Origin of the sequence: Acinetobacter lwoffii (assembly GCF_015602705.1) — a bacterium.
In the GTDB taxonomy this organism is placed as follows: Bacteria; Pseudomonadota; Gammaproteobacteria; order Pseudomonadales; family Moraxellaceae; genus Acinetobacter; species Acinetobacter lwoffii_E.
On sequence record NZ_CP059081.1, the window covers coordinates 1896159 to 1914313 of the forward strand.

Below are 18155 nucleotides of genomic sequence, written 5' to 3' on the forward strand. Positions count from 1 at the left end.
TTACTCAACATTCGAAATTTGATTAATCGCTGCAATCAATTGCGAGCGAGAAAGCTCATTTACGTTAAGTTTAAACAAAGCATCCAGGCGACGATTGATATGTTCAACAGTGCTCATAAAGGCTTGCATTTTTTCTTCTTTATCCACCTCTAAATGGGACGGATCAGACAGGCCCCAGTGCGCCTTGATCGCTCCGCCAAGATAAAGAGGACACGCTTCCTGTGCAGCCGCATCACAGACGGTAATCACCACGTCTGGCTGATACTGTTCACAGGCATCAATGCTTTTGCTGGATAAGCCTTCAGTCGACAAGCCCAGATTGTGCAGGGTTTCAAGCGTCAAGGGATGCACCTGACCGGAAGGTTTGCTGCCGGCACTGTAAGCGACCCAGCCTTCTGGCGCACGGCTATTGAACAACACTTCAGAGAGAATGCTGCGGCAACTGTTCCCCGTACATAAAAACAAAAATTTCATGAAAACTTACTCGCAATGGCTCTGAATCGATAGAGCGGAAGAATCAAATAAAACCGGAACCTCACTAGCTTTTAGCACGTCCAGAATTTCAAAACACCAGGCCGGCAATTGCTGATTAATGCTGTAGTACACCCACTGGCTTTGCCGGCGATCGTTGAGTAAACCACAAGACCGCAACAAGGCCAGATGACGTGAAATTTTCGGCTGGCTTAACTGCAGTTTATCGGTCAGATCACAGACGCATTGCTCTTTGTTTTGTGCAATTAGCAGGACAATACTGAGACGTGTTTCATCAGATAAACATTTAAAAAACTGAACGTGGTCCATAATTGCTCCCATTTTTTATGCAAATATACACATATCCATATATATGGTAAAGATGACCTGTCAAAAATGATATCCAGATCAGAATATGCCTACCAGAAAGCGCTCGCTTCAACAATTTCCCGCTTTTTCCGATATAGATCATCGTCAATGTGTTTTTCAGATAAAAAAGCTCCAATCAAGTTGAAGCTTTTTCGCATGGGGGGACACTTTATTTTACCCGATTGCCCTGTTCATCCACGATGATTTCACCGTCTTCTTTGGCAAAGGCTTTTAATTGTGGCAAACGCAGAATATCCAGTACCACTTCCGATGGACGGCATAATCGGGTTCCAAACTCGGTAACCACCAACGGGCGATTGATCAGGATCGGATGTTGCAGCATGGTATCCAGCAGTTTCTCATCGCTCCAGCCGGCATCATCCAGATTCAGCTCGGTGTAGAGATCGACATTTTCACGGAGCACTTCACGAACCGTCAAACCGGCATCCCGAATCATGTTGACCAGCTGATCTTTCGAGGGTGGCGTAAGCAGATATTCGATCACTTCCGGCTCAATTCCCGCATTGCGAATTAACGCCAGCGTATTGCGTGAGGTGCCACAGGCCGGGTTATGATAAATTTGGACTTTTGGCATTTGATTCATGAGCTTCCCTCTTATCAATGAGTCATAGTTTTATATATGAATATACGCATATTCGCAATATAAAATATATGTGCTTTATGAATAAAATCTGAGATGAGGACTCTAAAACCATTGGAAACAGTTTCAAAATGAGGCTGTCTTATGTCTAGGATACTGGGAGCAGTCCAGTTGATCCGGATGCTTATTACGGAGACATGCAATCTGATGACATTATTATGGTTCGTTACGGTGATGATGCTACTTTCAAAAATTAGTTATTGAGACAAATGGAAAAAGATATCTTCAGGCTCTAAGTCCAGAGTTCAAGCCAAATATTATTGAGTTAAACAACCAATGTATATTTGTAGGTCAGGTAGTTAACTGTATACGCTATGTTTATCGAGCGAGAACAAGATTTAGAAAGAATTAACAAAAGCCAATATATTCAGCGTTGTCTAAATTGATAAAATCGCCGTTTTCTACAGAAAATTTAAGATTGTTAAGGATTGAAGTGAATATTCAAAATGATTTACCAGAACTAAGTAATTACAGTGAGTTAAGCACTAAAGAGCAATTAACTATCCATCAAATGCTTATTTCGTACGTACGCTCAGATCACCTCTATAATATTATCTTGACTCATAATGTTGAACCTTACGACTTAGTTAAACTTGTAAGTATTAGTTTTGAGAATAGAGATGCTGCTATCTGGGTTCATTTTGAAACTATTACAGCTGAGAGACTGACAATGCCTCTCGATTTTATTTCAAGAATAGAAGTATGTAATTACGAAGTTTTTTAAGACTAGAATCGAGTCCCCCTAGCGTGGGGATTTATGTTAAATAAGATCTAAGACAAAATAGAAATACTCCTGGTAACATACATAAGAAGCCAGCAGCTTTTGCAGCCATATAATTCTTGACCTTTTTATGGGAAATATGTGGTCTAAAAATTATCCCTGTAAAACATCATATAAATCCTATAATTATTAGAAACGATGACATGATTTTAATCTCTTATTTTTCTAAGTTCATATTAAACAATCCGATATGTACGAGTTCTCTTTTATAAGATTCTCTATATAATTCAAAGTTAAATAACAATAAACTTTATATTTTTTCTTATATGTGAAGCTTATCCCAAAAAATTTAAAGGAAACTATATACCAGCTCTTATAAGATTGTCCCCCCCAATGCGTACAATGAAGATAAACTGTTGAATGATTTGGATAAATCACTAAATTAATATAAATATTATTATAATATAAAGGGTTAGACACTTTTCCTTTCGACTTTACAATTTCCTTTCGTTGTTAATAATTAAGATACATTTAAAATGCTTCTTTAGAACTATAATTTTGAAAATTTTTTGGTAGCTTCGATTCATTATGACTTTTTATATATTTCTAATACTTATGAATATCGCAGCTATAATGGCAGTGATTGCATTTTTTCATAAGTAATAAGAAAATTACATCTTGGTATTTCTAACCGCAGGCTAATTTTAAATTTCATTATAAAAATAAATTTCTTTAAGTATTATTTTTAGTATAAATTTCACACATTTCTATATAATACCTATTTTAGGCTCCCGTTTATAAGAATTACTCATATATTGAGTATTTCGCATATATATTCTTACTGTTGCAGTAGGTTCACTTCATGAATAATATTAACTTTAAGAACTTTGAAGAAGCTGGCCAAGCCATTTTAAAATTCTTATCTCAACGCTTTGGCTTCAAATTGTGGATGATTACTCGTACTGAGGGTGACGACTGGATTGTATTATTGAGTGAAGATAATGGCTATAACGTTAAGCCCGGACAAGTATTTCATTGGGCAGACTCATTCTGCTCACACATGGTACAAAGTAATATGCCTCGTATTGCTCCCTATTCACCTGATATTCAAGTTTACGCAGATGCACCTATAAATCACCTAGTCTCAATTAAAGCCTATATCGGCCAACCTCTGTATAAAGAAGATGGCTCTCTTTTTGGCACTCTATGTGCAATTGATCCCGAACCTCAACCTAAAATTCTTGTTGAAGATGCTCCATTATTCGAGTTGATAGCAAAGGTACTCAGTTATACGATTCAAGCTGATATGAAAGCTGCTGAGTACATACGTAAAGCTGAGCGTTTTGAAATAGAAGCAATGTCCGACCCAATGACTGGACTTTTCAACCGTCGTGCTTGGGATGAGCTTATTATCAAAGAGGAAGAGCGCTGTAAGCGTTATGGTCACCCTACTGCTATTCTTATGATAGACCTTAATGATCTTAAGATCACAAATGATACTCTGGGTCATGCTGCAGGTGATGAGCTCATTCAAAGAATGGCTTTAGCTCTCAAAAACACGGTACGTAGTAATGATATTATCGCTCGCTTAGGGGGTGATGAGTTTGCTGTGATGACCATTGAAACTAACTTAGAGCATGCGAAGAAGCTTGCATTAAGAATTCAAAATACTTTTACAAAAGTTGGAATTAGTGCTGCAATTGGCTTTGCAATGCGTAATCCAACCTTTGGGTTAGCTGAAGCTATCAAAGAAGCAGATGCAAAGATGTATCAGAATAAAGTTATGGTCAAATCGAGTAGCCATTAATTAAACTACTTACCCGATGCAGTCTTTGTATCTGGTAAGGCCTTATCTACAATCTGAAGATGTACTATTGAAATAATTCAATATAACCGAAAACCCTAGAGATTTTTTGAAATAAAAACTATTATTTTTCATATTATTAAGAGCTTTAATCCGTTTTAATTCTGCACTTAGCCCTATCAAAATTGCGACTTTTCCAACAAAAATCCTGCAGTTTATTCCCAGGTTTTTGATCAAACGGTTAGGATCAACAATTTACTTTTATCATGAAGACTGATTATAAAAATAATAAAAGTCCATGCCAAAAAACCTTAAGTTCGCCAGCGAGCGCCGTAGTGACCAACGTAAAAAAGTCATACAAGCCGAAATGCTGCAGGCCCAAACATTTATACAGATCTATCTGCTCTTACCTTTCTTCTTTAAGGCATATCAGCATCAGCAACATCTTACGATGCGCAAACCCTAGAAGATGTCATCTAGCATGAAGCAAGCGCTGTGCGTGATAAAAAATTGACTGAACCTACACTGCGAATCTGCCTGTGGCTGATCAGCCTATTCCAGCCGAGTACAACGCAAGTGCAGCACTTCAATCAATTTATTAATTTGCGGCACTTTGAGCTGAAATATTTAAGCTAAATGTCATGAATAGACATATCTGCCAGTGCACCAAACTTTTCATCAAACGGCGCTAATTGTTCTTTGACGTATTTGGATCCGCGAAGTTTACGGCCATGCTCATCATAGTATTTATGAAAAAGTGTTTTGAAGGGATAGTACTGTTTTATGCTCAAGTCTTCCGCCATCTGATTGACCTTCGCTTCAAGCATCTTTTGAGCTACCCCTTGCTCACATTCTTTTGCGGTATCACGAGTTGCTGAAGAACGTTTTCCATTGATCATTAGTTCAATGTAGTAGGCCGAACCGCGCTTTCTGGGCTTGGGTAATTTCATGACGTAATTTCCAAAATTCTTGACGTAAACTTGACGTAAGTTTAACGGCAATAACTGCATAAAATACGGGTTTTGCAGATAGTGCGGATAACGGCTCACTTTACTCAAGGCATTAAAAAAGGGCTTTAAGCTACTGTTTTCGCTTAAAACCCTTATAACATAACGTTTAGAATCTTGGTAGGTATAAGCAGACTCGAACTGCTGACCTCTACGATGTCAACGTAGCGCTCTAACCAACTGAGCTATACACCTAGAATGCTTGGCATATTATAAATTTTTCCGACCGAAAACAAGCCTTTTCATTTAGTTTTTAAAACGTCCGCGCAAGTTTTAAGCAAATCCTTGAATTTTTTCAATTCTTGTTCAGTTATTGGGGTTCCCGAATAAAGATTTTTTTCAAAAACCTGTATAGCTTGAATAAAGGCAGTCTGGTTTTCAATCTGAACCTGTTGAGATAAACGCTGCATCCAGTGATGAAAAGTTTCTGCAGGCTGTTTTTTGAGATGATCAGTTAGAGATTGATTCAGCTGTTGAATCGCACGATCAAATGGAGATTGCGCCTGTCGGGCTTTTAGATAAATTCTGAAGATATAGGCCAAAATCAATAGTGCAATACTGCCCAGTAAAATTATGACACTCGAATAAACTGAACCGAGTCCTAATTTTGATAACCAGCTCTGTTGTGATTCTGCATTATAACCCACCACCTTACTTTGCCATTGGTAGCTGGCATAATCGCTCCAAACACGTAGTTTGGTGATCCATAGATTATGCTGCGAGTTCCAGATCGACTGATTTGCCGATACCCATGCATCCTGAGAAAGCAGATTTTGCATACCATCATCTATACGCTGTGGAGTGATCATTGCGGTTGGATCAAAGCGTTGCCATTTCTGGTCAATCCAGACTTCTGTCCAGGCGTGCGCATCGAGCTGCCGGACTTCCCAGCTCATGCGATCTGGTGCCAACTCCCCCCCCTGATAGCCGGTGACCACCCGTGCAGGAATCCCGACATAACGCATCAACATCACGAAACTCGAGGCATAGTGTTCACAAAATCCCTGACGGGAATTAAACAGGAATTCATCAATCCGGTTTTGCCCCAATTGGCCCGGCTTCAGGGTATAAACAAAGTTATTCTGTCGATACCAATTCAAGACTTTCTGTACATAACGCCGAGGATCTTCCGCACTTTGCGCATATAGACGTTGTGCTAATTGTTGCGCTCGCGGGTCAAGCCGGCGCTGCACCTGAGTATTCGTTCGCTCGATATATTGCGTTGGCAAAGTCTGAGGGTCATATTCTGTCCCGATCCATTGTAACGAAATCGGTTCAACACGTTGCGTGAGCCGTCTCGGCACAATGCTCCAATCCTGACGGTTATAATAACGGCGTTCCACAGGTATCGATTTTTCCAACCCCATGATCCAGAACACCGAAGGATCCGCAGCCAGATATTGGTAGTTCCAGCCTGTAGGTACAGGTGAAGTATCCATCGGTTGTCGCATTAAAGGCTGCTGATTGACGAAACTGCTGGTCCAGCGTTGCCCATCATATTCATCTAGCACTAAAGCTCGCCAATAGAGTTCTGAGCGCGGCGGAAGCTTGCCGACATCACCAATAATCCGGAAAGCCAGTGAACTAGATTGGGATAATTCGGCAATATCCCCAGGTGACATACTGTCACTCATGCCGGTCATACCCTTATTTTCAGGAATGGGAATATGCCAAAGTGGCGGCAAGCGCGGAAAGAAAATAAATAGTAAAATGAAAAATGGAACGGCGTACAAGATAAACTTGCCCACATGCTTGGCATCCTGTTGCAATGCTGCGCGCTGAGTAGTCTGCTCCTGTTCAAACTCACTGGTCTGAATCCGGTACAGGCCAATCAAACAGCTGATTAAACACAGCACAATCACGATCGCCATCCCAAAAGATTGGCTATATAGGAATGAACTGGCAGCGACAAACAGGGCAAAATTAAACAGAATAATCAGGTCACGTTTATTTTTACTTTCCAGTGATTTGGCAAATAAAAAAGTAGATAAAACTGCTACCCCAGCCTCAACACCAATAAAACTATGATGGCTCAAATAAATACTGCCGAGTGCCAAAGCCGTCAGTAGAAAAGTGCCCGTTTTGGGAAATGGCTGCTGACGTTTCAGGAAAATCCAGATACATACAATACTAATCGCAAAAATAATACTGAGTAGAACCGGAATAAATGCCATCTGGGCGATGAGAATCAGGCCCAAAGTCAGCACAATCGAGGTACGGATTTTTGCATTGATCATGAATTTACCCGCCTTAGGCCTGCGCCAACAATTGTTTGGCTTTCCGCAGTTGTTCTTCACCTGCGCCCTGAGGCAATTCGGCCTGTGGCAAATGCAGACTATACGCACATTGCTGCTGCTCGCACTGCTCGACCAGACCCATCACAAATTCAAGTTTTTCTTCATGTGACTGACTCGGCATATGTGCATAATGAATCTCGATACTGTGTTCATCCTCATATTGCTCAAAGACTTTGACATACAGGCCTTGTCCACGCGCAAACTGCTTCCAGGACACTGCCTGCAAGGAATCACCTGACTGGTAATTGCGCAATTCACGGAACTCATCCATATCCGGTTCAAAACGGTTAAAGTGATATTTATTTTCTGTGCTAAAAACTTCAGCTTTAGGCGCGACCCAGGCCGAATGCTGATGATAAAGATAGGTCCAGGCTCGAACTAACCCGAAGGGATAAACCGAATAAATCTGAATCACCGGGTAATCAAACTTGCCACGTTGCTCTGCATAAAATGGCAGAATAAATTGCTGCTTTGCTGCATTCAGATAAACTTTCGCTAGCTGATTTCCTGCTTTGATATACAAATAACGGGGGCGAAGCTGCTGCTGTTGAAAATAAAGATGCAGATTCACGCTATGACCCACCTGCCCCACATCATCTGCGATCAATTCAATTTTCAGGTCATGCAATTGCTTAAAAGTCAGATAAAAACTGATACACAGCACCGCACTGATTAAAAAACAGAAACCTAAAATCAGGTTATTGGCATAGTTTACCCCAGCCACAAAGGTGATGAAGATCAAAACCAGATACAGATAGCCCTGCTGATAAATAAATACCAAGACATCTTTCTGCGAGAGCTGTTTCTGCTGTGAGAATTGAAAGCGCTTGGCCAGCCATTTTTGCCAGGTTTTATCCAAGAGAGGACTCCTTTAGCTGACCGCAACCTGTTGCATCACATTAAAGGCTTCTGCCTCACTTAAACCCAGACGATGCGAAGTCACCGCGACAAATACAGCCTGCACATCATCTGGTGTGACAAAAGCACGTTGCTGAATCAAAGCATACGCTTGTGCTGCGCGCTTCAAGGCCAGAAGGCCACGCGTAGAAAGTCCATGACGGCTTTTACGGGTTTCTTCTGCCAGATCAAGCAAATATTCCTGAATCGCTTCACTGATAAATATCTGATGCGTCAGACTTTGCAGATCCAGAATTTCATCTTCGGTAAAAATATGCGCCAGACTTGCAATCAGGGCAAAACGGGATTCCTGCTGTAATAACAGTTTTTCTGCATGGCGTGATGGATACCCCAAAGATAAACGCATCAGGAAACGGTCTAGCTGGGATTCCGGCAAAGCGTAAGTACCGCTTTGGAATAGCGGGTTTTGTGTCGCAATCACCCAGAAAGGTTTCGGTAAGGCATAGCGTACGCCATCAATGGTGGCATAGCCTTCTTCCATGGCTTCGAGTAAGGCGCTCTGGGTTTTGGGACTACAACGGTTGATTTCATCTGCCAGTAAAATCTGAGTAAAAATCGGGCCTTGTTTAAACTCGAACTGATGTTCTTTCTGGTTAAACATGTTAATACCGATGACATCACTGGCCAGCATGTCATTGGTAAATTGGATCCGCTGGAACTTTAACCCAGCCAGATGTGCCAGACTGCTGGCTAATGTAGTTTTACCCAATCCGGGTAAATCTTCAAATAAGACATGTCCGCCTGCAATCAAACAACAGAGTGCCAGTGTGGTCTGGGCCTGCTTATCCAACACAATGGCATTAACTTCTTCAAAAAAACGCTGGATCTTGGGTGCATAACTTGCAATTTTTTGTTCAAGCACAGTATTGATGTGTGCAATGTCGTTATTTTCCTTTTGTTTCATGCCCCAGATCACAATAATTTCCTTAATAAAACATGGCCTAAGATTAACATACACTGAAATTTAAATTTTCCCAAAAGATCAATCATCTGTCTGTGTAACTGAATAAAAATACTGATTAGAAAATGGCGAGGATTCAAATAATAGAAGAGTCAAAATGATCAGGTTGAAAAGAAGTAAGAAGCGCAGAAAACAAATAAAATGATCGACACAAATAGAGATCATTTTTCTTTTCGCTCAAATCTCAAAATACCAATCTGAGCTCATCCATCTATTTGAAAAGAATCATACTTAAAAGGTATAGAGACTTAAGCGATTTCATGGATTTTTATAATAAAACTTTTCTACGCTAGCTCAATCAATGACCTCAGATTTAACGCGATCGTCTATTCCTCATATTAATTTTTAACGATAAAAAAAAGCGCCCCGAAAGGCGCTTGCTATGAATTAATGATTAACACGGACACTTCTTCATATCACCGCCCGCAGATGGATAACGGGAATCCACACAGTGACGATAAAATGTTTTCGGGTCCATGGCTTCCAGATCGGGATGATGCTTGCGCATATGCTCCACATAGGTCTGGTAATCAGGTACACCGACCATCAGACGGAAACTTTGCTGCAAACGTTGCCACAAGGTCGCAATCCGCGACCAGTTTTTCGGATTCAGGATTAAATCCTTTTGTGACATCACGGTCATTTTGATGATTTTATAAATCATCGTTTTCCCGCTTTTGGCAAACTTCAGATTCATAATATTTCCCTTAATGACCTTTCGCTGGCTGAATCTCTTCAGGATCGCGATAAATCGCTTCTGCTTCATGTACAGATGGCTCAGGATTTGCCAAGGCACGACGGATCACGCGAATTGCAGCAAACAGCATCACAAAGGCCACAATCATAAAGAAAGCACAGAGTGCAGCATTGATCTGGTTTGACATTGCTACCGTCTGCATTTCTGCCACAGTTTTCGCTGGCGCTAGGATTTCATTATTGGCAATCGCCGTGTTGAAACGATCTGCCTGCGCCAAGAAACCAATCTTTGGATTTTCGTGGAAAATCTTTTGCCAGCCTGCTGTCATGGAAGTGATGAACAGGAACACTGTCGGGATAATTGTCACCCACACATATTTCTGTTTTTTCATCTTGAACAGAATGACAGTACCAAGAATGAGCGCCATCGCAGCCAAAATCTGGTTACCAATACCAAACAGCGGCCATAAACTGTTAATCCCGCCGAGTGGATCGACTACGCCCTGATAGACGAAGAAGCCCCAGCCTGCCACTGCAACCGCAGTACCCAACAGGTTTCCGAAGAAGTTATGCGACTGTTTCACCGCAGGAATCACGATACCCACGGTATCCTGAACCATAAAGCGACAGGCACGGGTACCAGCATCTACAGCAGTCAGGATGAATAATGCTTCAAACAGAATCGCAAAGTGATACCAGAATGCCATCATTTCACGGCTGTTGAAAATTTCGGTGATGATATGTGCCATACCGATTGCAAAAGTTGGCGCACCACCAGTACGCGACAGAATCGAGTTTTCACCCACTTCCTGTGCCAGTAAAGTCAAGGCTTCAGGGGTTACCACAAAACCAAGGGTTCGCACTGCTTCTGCTGCGCTTTCTGCGGTAGTACCGAGCAAGGCTGCTGGTGAGTTAATCGCAAAATAAATTCCTGGATCCAGAATTGCAGCACAGATCAAAGCCATGATCGCTACAAAAGATTCCATCAACATACCGCCATAACCGATCATACGGATATCGCGTTCGTTGTTGACCAGTTTCGGTGTCGTCCCTGAAGAAACCAAGGCATGGAAACCGGAAATCGCACCACACGCAATAGTAATGAACAGGAATGGGAACATAGAACCTGCGAATACAGGACCAGTCCCATCAATGAATTTGGTAATCGCTGGCAGTTTCATTTCAGGCATGGCAAACAGGATACCCACGGCCAAACCGGCAATCACGCCAATTTTCAGGAAGGTCGACAGATAATCACGTGGAGCAAGCAATAGCCAGACTGGCAGTACCGATGCAATGAAACCATAAATGATCAGTGCCCAAGTGAGTTCAGTGCCAGAAAGCGTAAAGAACGGACCCCAATATGGATGTTGTGCGATGTTTTCACCGTAGATAATGCCCAGCATCATCAAGACAAAACCAATAATCGAGACTTCAGCAATTTTACCCGGGCGGATAAAACGCATGTAGATGCCCATAAAGATCGCAATCGGAATGGTGGCTGCAATACTGAATACACCCCATGGACTGTTAGTCAGTGCTTTAACAACGACTAGCGCCAATACTGCCAGAATGATGATCATCACGCCCAAGGCACCGAGCATCACGATAATACCGGCAAAGGTTCCGAGTTCCTGCTTGGCCATCTCACCGAGTGAACGACCGTCACGACGGGTGGAAATAAACAGCACCAGAAAATCCTGAACTGCACCGGCAAGCACCACACCGACTAACAGCCAGATTGTACCGGGTAAATAACCCATCTGCGCTGCCAGGATCGGACCTACTAGCGGACCTGCACCGGCAATCGCTGCAAAGTGATGGCCAAACAGAACGCTTTTATTGGTCGGCACATAGTCCAGACCATCGGCCAGACGATGCGCAGGCGTTAAACGGCGTTCATTCAGCTCAAATACTTTGGTGGCGATAAACAAACTGTAGAAACGGTAAGCAATGCTATAGACACAGGCGGCGGCAAGTACCAGCCAGACTGCATTGACATGCTCACCCCGACTCAGTGCTAGAACTCCAAAAGAGACTGCACCCACAATGGCTACCAAAAGCCAAATCATTTTCGAAGTCCGCGTCGACTTCTTTTGTAAAGTTTCCATTCAATCCCTCATATTGTGATGCATACAAATCAGCGTGATTGTTGTTGTTCGAGGTACTGCTGTTTTCCCTTGCGACTTTACGCCTGTTCTTTTGCTTTTCCTCTACGACTTTGGCATAAAAAAAGGGATGATTTAAATCATCCCTCTCGATAATAGTCTATTTTCAAACCATTATGCACGTTCTAAATAGTCACCAGTACGGGTATCTACACGAACGCTTTCTTCTTGCTGTACGAATAATGGAACACGTACTACAGCACCTGTTTCAAGTTTCGCTGGCTTACCGCCACCGCCAGAAGTATCACCACGAACACCTGGATCAGTTTCAACGATTTTAAGTACTACGAAGTTCGGTGGAGTCACGTTTAAAGGCACGCCATTAAACAACATGATGGTACATTTTTCATTTGAATCGTCTTTTAACCATTTTGCAGCATCGCTCATTGCTGTTTTATCAGCTGCGATCTGTTCAAAGGTAACAGGATCCATGAAGTTCCACATTTCGCCATCGTTGTACAAGTATTCCATTTCTACTTCAACGATATCAGCCGCTTCTAGGTTCTCGCCTGATTTGAAAGTTTTTTCCAGAACTTTACCTGATTTAAGGTTACGTAATTTTACGCGGTTAAAAGCTTGGCCTTTACCTGGTTTTACGTATTCGTTTTCCATGATTGAACATGGGTTGCCATCAAGCATAACCTTAAGGCCTGACTTGAAATCATTCGTAGAATAATAGGCCATGACTGGCGCACTCCAAACTTACTAACTTTAATCTATTGATGCTATGGGCTGTTGCGATGTCATTTAGCAAGTCTGACACGAACATTGAGTTGCCACATGCACATTCATTTGATGTTGCGTATTCTAAATGAGCAATACACTTTGCCGCAATGAAAAAATCCGCTTTCACCCACTCAGGCTGTTTAAGTTACAATCAGACATGAAAATCCTTTGTTTATTCATGTCTTGCTCAACGTTAAAATACCATCAGGCGAGCACGAAGATCAGCATAGCTTAATCACTCTTTATTTTATAGCGCAGTGGATTATTGCGCTTCCGCACAAACTGTTAAACTGTGCCCATCAGGCTTTGTCCTCTCACTTATTATTGTTAATCTTCCGGCATGACGAACTATTTATATCAAGAACAAAACTGGCAATCACAGCTCAGCGACCTGATCACTGATCCACGCGAACTGCTTGAAGTGCTGCAACTTGCACCAGAGCAACTGCTCTCAGGTGCCATTTTAGCTTCTGAACAGTTTAAGTTGCGCGTACCACGTGCTTTTGTGGGCAAAATGCAGACCGGAAACCCTTTAGACCCATTGCTTTTACAAGTGCTGCCCCATCATCTGGAACTGGAAGAACATCCAGGATTTGTTACCGACCCCTTGGGCGAAGAACAGGCCAATCAGCAACCCGGCGTACTGCACAAATATAAATCCCGTTTCTTGCTGACACTGACTGGTGCCTGTGCTGTACATTGCCGTTATTGTTTCCGCCGACATTTCCCCTATCAGGAAAATCTGCCTAAAAACGAAGACTGGATAAATATCAAGCAATATCTGGAAAGCCAGCCTGATATTAATGAAGTGATTCTGAGTGGCGGTGATCCACTAACCTTATCGAACCGGAAATTAAAAACCTGGATTGAACGACTAGAATCAGTACCACATCTCAAATTCTTAAGAATACATTCACGAGTTCCTATTGTGATCCCCAACCGAGTCGACGAAGAGCTACTTAGCATGTTAAAAAACAGTAGGCTACGTATTATTCTGGTGGTACACTCAAACCATGCATCGGAGCTGGATGACTTCACTTGCAAGCGTTTAAACCAACTGGTTCAACAGCAGATCACCGTTCTGAATCAGGCAGTTTTATTAAACGGGGTGAATGATTCTGCTCAGGTTTTAGTAGATTTAAGCTATCGCTTGTTTGATGCCGGGGTCATGCCTTATTATTTACATGTACTTGATAAAGTAAAAGGTGCGCATCATTTTGATTTAGCGCCTGACCATATTAATGAGATTTATACAGAAGTTTTAGCGAACCTGCCGGGGTATTTGGTTCCTAAACTGGTTCGAGAAATAGCGGGCGAGAAGAATAAGACACCGCTTTTTGGGGTTTCAACATTTTTGAGTTAAATAATAAAGATGAGCACGCATACTTCAGACATTTTTCAGACACCGACGGAACTTAAACGAGAGCAGTTGAGCTTTTGCCCAACCACTGCCAAGGCTTTGCAGGAATGGGTTGCGGGGATTTCGATTCTACAGCTGGGGAATTCATCCAAATCCCTGTTTAATGCCTTATTGGAAGTTTCTGAGCTGAAATGTACAGAAACCCTGCGCTTTGACCTGATTCAGGTCTTGCATCCCACCCTTGAAAATGTCCTGACCAGTCTGGAAAAGCATTTCGTCAATCAGGGCCTGATCACTTCCGACCGGAATGACCAGATCATTGAACTGGCCATGCTGCTGCGCAGTCATTTTGCCAAAATTTATATTGATATCGTCAAACGCTGTAATCATCAGCTGACCCATCAGAAGTTTTCGCTATTTTCTCTAGGCAAAAAGAAGAGCATTCAAACTGCCCGGATGGTATCGATTTATTATGCCCTGCAACAACTCACACTTCTTTTATATCAACAGCATATGCTGTATAGCACGCCAGGTCTGGGACAATGGCTGGCTGCCCATCAACTGCTTGAATGTGCAATAGACAATAATTTCTATCAAAGCAATATCAATCAGGTATTAGGTACCCAGCATGAGATCCAGAACATTGCACATGCCTATGCACAGCTGATTTTACTGGATATCTTCAATACTCATCAGATCCGGCCTGCAGAAATCCAGGGCCTGTATCTATGCAGTTTTGACTGGGCCAAACTGGTACAGATCCTGCCGAAGGAAACCACGCTGTCCCGTTATGTGGTCGATGCCAGCAAAGATCATCCGCCGATCTTTAATTCCCATCAAGAGCCACAGTTTCAGCCGAGCTTCTATATTTCCACACAGAATCTGATGGATCATTTAACGGGTACTCAAAGCAAAAATGCGCAGTATCTGTCGCGAAATGAAAAACTGTTCCTGACCCCTGCACTGCATTTTCATATCTACAATCTGCTCTCGAACAATGTCGAGCGTCGTCATGAACGTTATGAATATTCAGCCCAGATCAATATCTGCTTTGGCTTAAGCGTGGCGCATTTTTACCTGTCTAAAGGTAAAAACTTCAACGAAACCCTGGAACTCGATGCCAATTATAATTTCCAGAGCGAAAGCAGTTTTGTCAGCTCGATGGAAAATACGATTCCAAGTGCCTTTAGCAGTATCAAGGCGCTCGATCGTGAAACGAAACAGATTCATAGCGCTGAAGTTCTGGATATTAGTGTCAATGGTTACCGGATTAAATGGACTGGTATTACCCCGGCTAACCTGAAAACCGGTGAATTCATTCTGGTTCAGGAAAAAACCCAGAGTCAGTGGCGTGGCGGTGTGATTCGCTGGATCAAGCAGTCAACGGATAAGAGCCTGGAAATCGGGCTGGAAATTTTGGCACAAGAGCTCTTTCCTTGTGCAGCTTATACCCGTACCGAACGTCATCATGTCAACTATCAGCCTGCCCTGTTGGTGAAAATGACGCAACTGGATCAGGTCTCGACCAGCCTGATTGTCTCTGGTTCACAGATGTTTAGGGAAAAACAAACCATTCATTTACGTCTCGGTCAGGAAGAAATCAAAATCTATCTGACCAAAGCACAACTGATTACGCAGAGTTTCATCCGTTTTGATTATGAATTACTCAATGATCAGGAAGAAGAGATGATCGAAAACTTTATCGATCAGCACATGAATGAAAGCAGAAATCATGATTTATGGGAAGCATTGAAGTGAGAAATCCATTATTGTCTAAAAAGTTAAAACGTACTGAAACACGTTTACTGATTATTGATGATAATCAAATTAGATATAACCAAATCCGTGATCTTCTGACCAGTCATGATTATCAGGTCGATGCTGTGCTGCTGGATGATCTGCAATCTTTTGAAAAACAATTAAATTTCAACTGGGATCTGATTATTTTTGGACGTGCCTACGACCTGAAATATGAACAGGCCTTAAGTTTGGTGCGCCTTTCGCAGCAACCTAATCTGCCGATGATTTTGCTTAAACCGGATGATTACCAGGCTGAACAATATGCGCAATATATCCGTAAAGGGGTATATGACATTCTCAATTTTGACTACCTGGAACGCTTTTATGTGGGACTGGTCCGAGCATTGTCATTTAGCCGTTTGTCACAGTCTCAGCAACATTTAATGACTGAGCTGGAAATAGCACAAATTCAGGCACAATCTTTAGTAGACGACAGCAACCGTGCTGTTGCCACCATTCAGGAAGGGATTCATATTCAGGCCAATGCGGACTACCTGAAACTGTTTGGCTTGCAAAATGAAGATGAGATTATTGGCCTACCGCTTCTGGATCTGCTCCAGCCTTCAGATTTGAATGATTTTAAAACCCGTTTCAAAAAGATTTCTCAGGGTCAATTTGATTTAGGTCGGGTCGAGATCCAGTCTTTGAATCCGCATGTGTCCGTATCTAACCCATTAAAACTGGAATTCCTGCCTTCAACTGCTGAAGAAGATGCGGTACAAATTAGCATTGATACTCAATCTAAAACAGTTTCCTCCGAGAAGACTCCTGGAAAACCAAGCGTTTTTCAGTCACTTAAACGTGAACTCCATAAGCAGTCTGCACCGGTGAATGCCTTGGTCACTTTCTCTTTTAGCGCTTATGATCCGGAACTTCTGCAGTCTGACTGGGCAACTTTTAGTGGCTACTTTAAAGCAGCCAAAGAATTCCTCACGGAACAGACCCATATTCCCCTGTTTAAACTGGAATATGATGTCGTTGTTGGTCTGTTTCAGGCAGACTCTAAAGCAATTCTTGAATCCAAACTAATCAGTTTAAATGCCTTAAGCAAACCGCAACTCATTACAGTGGGACAAAAGTCATTCCCTCTAAATCTGCGCTTGGGCTATGTCATGCTTGAACAGGGTTTACAGGATGAAATGCACTGCAATACGCTGATTGGAAAAGCATTCTCGACATCTTTACCTCAAGCAGAAGCTGTACCTGAATTTAAACTCGATATTCCTGCGTCACTAAGCAGCCAAGCTTCTGTAGAAATGCCAAGCATAGATTTCAGCGTTGCTGAAACACCAGTTGCCAGCCCAACAGTGGCAGCGATCAGTCCAGCAGTCACGTCTATTCCTAGCGCTACACCTTCTATTTTGAAAGCCTTAAGTGAATGTCTGGAACGTGGCGAGATTCATTTAAAGTATCAGCAACTCTATGATAAAGAAGATACGCGTTTATATACCTATGAAGTGACCAGTGGCTTTATTTTTGAGAATAAATGGCAGGATATTTCTAGCCTTTTAGAACTTCATGAAGATGATGAACTGTCCATTAAACTGGATCGCTGGATTCTGGTTGAAGCCAGTAAACAGCTACACAACTTTATTACCCAGTATCCTGATGCAAGCTTAATTGTCAATTTGAACCGTGCCGTGCTATTTAAAGACCGCACCTTCCCGGAATTTATTTCCAAGCTGATTACGATTATTCGCAGTAAAGTGAAGCATCCGCTAATCTTACAATTCTCAGAAGAAGATATTTTACTGAATCAGCAAGATGCACAAAAATATCTACGAGTGCTGTACGAACATGGTGCGCTGATTGCACTTCGTGATTTTGGTCAATCAATTTATAGTCCAAATTTACTGCGCGAACTGGAACTGGATGGTGTTAGCTTACATTCGAGCTTGACCAATATGCTTAATAAAGATACCGAGATTGAGCAACTACAGGAAAAAATCACCAGCTATAATGAAATCAAGCCACTCAATATCCTGATCCGTGAATTAAATGATATGACACTGTTCGCGAATGCCTGGAATGTGGATGCCCGCTTTATTCAAGGGAATTATTTCCAGAAAAAACTCGATCATTTGATTGATGTACAGGATCACTAAGATCTTGTACAAGCCTACAATTTAGGGAATCCAATGATAATTTTCTAAATTGCAGGCACAAAAAAACGGGCTTAAAGCCCGTTTTTTCATT

The 18155-nt window shown here is 42.0% G+C and carries 15 protein-coding genes, 1 tRNA gene and 1 pseudogene; 6 read left to right on the plus strand and 11 right to left on the minus strand.

What is annotated here, in order from left to right; all coding sequences use genetic code 11:
* From H0S56_RS09160 to arsC, 3 genes are all read right to left on the minus strand, one after another.
* Nucleotides 1–474 (minus strand): arsenate reductase ArsC, encoded by a 474-nt coding sequence (locus H0S56_RS09160; protein WP_195724891.1) that lies wholly within the window; start codon nucleotides 472–474, stop codon nucleotides 1–3.
* Nucleotides 475–480: 6 nt separating this feature from the next.
* Nucleotides 481–801, minus strand: coding sequence for a metalloregulator ArsR/SmtB family transcription factor (locus tag H0S56_RS09165; RefSeq protein ID WP_004646559.1), 321 nt, complete (start codon nucleotides 799–801; stop codon nucleotides 481–483).
* A gap of 208 nt (nucleotides 802–1009) precedes the next feature.
* Nucleotides 1010–1444 (minus strand): arsenate reductase (glutaredoxin), encoded by a 435-nt coding sequence (gene arsC, locus H0S56_RS09170; protein WP_195724892.1) that lies wholly within the window; start codon nucleotides 1442–1444, stop codon nucleotides 1010–1012.
* A gap of 167 nt (nucleotides 1445–1611) precedes the next feature.
* Here arsC and H0S56_RS14330 point away from each other — a divergent pair.
* The 3 genes and pseudogenes from H0S56_RS14330 to H0S56_RS09180 form a co-directional block, all read left to right on the plus strand.
* Nucleotides 1612–1853, plus strand: a pseudogene (locus tag H0S56_RS14330) (S24 family peptidase); the annotation flags it as partial.
* An 81-nt stretch (nucleotides 1854–1934) separates the two neighbouring features.
* A complete protein-coding gene (locus H0S56_RS09175) occupies nucleotides 1935–2225 on the plus strand; it encodes a hypothetical protein (protein ID WP_195724893.1) in 291 nt (96 codons plus the stop codon).
* Nucleotides 2226–3084: 859 nt separating this feature from the next.
* The gene (locus tag H0S56_RS09180) at nucleotides 3085–4029 is read left to right on the plus strand and encodes a sensor domain-containing diguanylate cyclase (RefSeq protein ID WP_195724894.1); all 945 of its coding nucleotides are present in this window, start codon (nucleotides 3085–3087) and stop codon (nucleotides 4027–4029) included.
* 629 nt (nucleotides 4030–4658) lie between these two features.
* On the opposite strand, the gene H0S56_RS09185 is transcribed toward H0S56_RS09180, so the two are convergent.
* The 8 genes from H0S56_RS09185 to efp all read right to left on the minus strand — a co-directional run bounded on the left by H0S56_RS09185 (nucleotide 4659) and on the right by efp (nucleotide 12757).
* Entirely contained in the window at nucleotides 4659–4976 is a 318-nt protein-coding gene (locus tag H0S56_RS09185; RefSeq protein WP_004730048.1) for a hypothetical protein, read from the minus strand.
* 175 nt (nucleotides 4977–5151) lie between these two features.
* Nucleotides 5152–5228, minus strand: a tRNA-Val gene (locus H0S56_RS09190).
* A gap of 47 nt (nucleotides 5229–5275) precedes the next feature.
* Nucleotides 5276–7270 carry a transglutaminase family protein gene (locus H0S56_RS09195; RefSeq protein WP_195724895.1) on the minus strand — a complete coding sequence of 665 codons (1995 nt, stop codon included), beginning with the start codon at nucleotides 7268–7270 and terminating at the stop codon, nucleotides 5276–5278.
* A gap of 13 nt (nucleotides 7271–7283) precedes the next feature.
* On the minus strand, nucleotides 7284–8189 hold the full coding sequence (locus H0S56_RS09200) for a DUF58 domain-containing protein (RefSeq protein ID WP_195724896.1): 906 nt from the start codon (nucleotides 8187–8189) through the stop codon (nucleotides 7284–7286).
* A gap of 12 nt (nucleotides 8190–8201) precedes the next feature.
* Complete coding sequence (locus tag H0S56_RS09205) at nucleotides 8202–9164, minus strand: AAA family ATPase (RefSeq protein ID WP_195724897.1); 963 nt, start codon at nucleotides 9162–9164, stop codon at nucleotides 8202–8204.
* 439 nt (nucleotides 9165–9603) lie between these two features.
* On the minus strand, nucleotides 9604–9909 hold the full coding sequence (locus tag H0S56_RS09210) for a YbdD/YjiX family protein (RefSeq protein ID WP_171054308.1): 306 nt from the start codon (nucleotides 9907–9909) through the stop codon (nucleotides 9604–9606).
* A 7-nt stretch (nucleotides 9910–9916) separates the two neighbouring features.
* Nucleotides 9917–12016: a carbon starvation CstA family protein gene (locus H0S56_RS09215; RefSeq protein WP_195724898.1), complete on the minus strand. Its 2100-nt coding sequence runs from the start codon at nucleotides 12014–12016 to the stop codon at nucleotides 9917–9919.
* A gap of 171 nt (nucleotides 12017–12187) precedes the next feature.
* Nucleotides 12188–12757, minus strand: a complete 570-nt coding sequence (gene efp, locus H0S56_RS09220; protein WP_004279747.1) for an elongation factor P — start codon at nucleotides 12755–12757, stop codon at nucleotides 12188–12190.
* Between the two features lie 382 nt (nucleotides 12758–13139).
* Here efp and epmB point away from each other — a divergent pair, with 382 nt between their 5' ends.
* The 3 genes from epmB to H0S56_RS09235 are packed head-to-tail and all read left to right on the plus strand — an operon-like array spanning nucleotide 13140 to nucleotide 18064.
* Entirely contained in the window at nucleotides 13140–14162 is a 1023-nt protein-coding gene (gene epmB / locus H0S56_RS09225; protein WP_005251335.1) for an EF-P beta-lysylation protein EpmB, read from the plus strand.
* Between the two features lie 9 nt (nucleotides 14163–14171).
* A complete protein-coding gene (locus H0S56_RS09230) occupies nucleotides 14172–15917 on the plus strand; it encodes a GTPase (RefSeq protein ID WP_195724899.1) in 1746 nt (581 codons plus the stop codon).
* Nucleotides 15899–18064, plus strand: coding sequence for an EAL domain-containing protein (locus tag H0S56_RS09235; protein ID WP_195724900.1), 2166 nt, complete (start codon nucleotides 15899–15901; stop codon nucleotides 18062–18064). The genes H0S56_RS09230 and H0S56_RS09235 overlap by 19 nt, the downstream gene beginning before the upstream one ends.
* The last annotated feature ends 91 nt before the right edge of the window (nucleotides 18065–18155 follow it).

Coding starts and splice junctions, on each gene's coding strand:
- H0S56_RS09160 (WP_195724891.1), bottom strand. CDS start 474: ATGAAATTTTTGTTTTTATGTACGGGGAACAGTTGCCGCAGCATTCTC.
- H0S56_RS09165 (WP_004646559.1), bottom strand. CDS start 801: ATGGACCACGTTCAGTTTTTTAAATGTTTATCTGATGAAACACGTCTC.
- arsC (WP_195724892.1), bottom strand. CDS start 1,444: ATGAATCAAATGCCAAAAGTCCAAATTTATCATAACCCGGCCTGTGGC.
- H0S56_RS09180 (WP_195724894.1), top strand. CDS start 3,085: ATGAATAATATTAACTTTAAGAACTTTGAAGAAGCTGGCCAAGCCATT.
- H0S56_RS09185 (WP_004730048.1), bottom strand. CDS start 4,976: ATGAAATTACCCAAGCCCAGAAAGCGCGGTTCGGCCTACTACATTGAA.
- H0S56_RS09195 (WP_195724895.1), bottom strand. CDS start 7,270: ATGATCAATGCAAAAATCCGTACCTCGATTGTGCTGACTTTGGGCCTG.
- H0S56_RS09215 (WP_195724898.1), bottom strand. CDS start 12,016: ATGGAAACTTTACAAAAGAAGTCGACGCGGACTTCGAAAATGATTTGG.
- efp (WP_004279747.1), bottom strand. CDS start 12,757: ATGGCCTATTATTCTACGAATGATTTCAAGTCAGGCCTTAAGGTTATG.
- epmB (WP_005251335.1), top strand. CDS start 13,140: ATGACGAACTATTTATATCAAGAACAAAACTGGCAATCACAGCTCAGC.
- H0S56_RS09230 (WP_195724899.1), top strand. CDS start 14,172: ATGAGCACGCATACTTCAGACATTTTTCAGACACCGACGGAACTTAAA.
- H0S56_RS09235 (WP_195724900.1), top strand. CDS start 15,899: ATGGGAAGCATTGAAGTGAGAAATCCATTATTGTCTAAAAAGTTAAAA.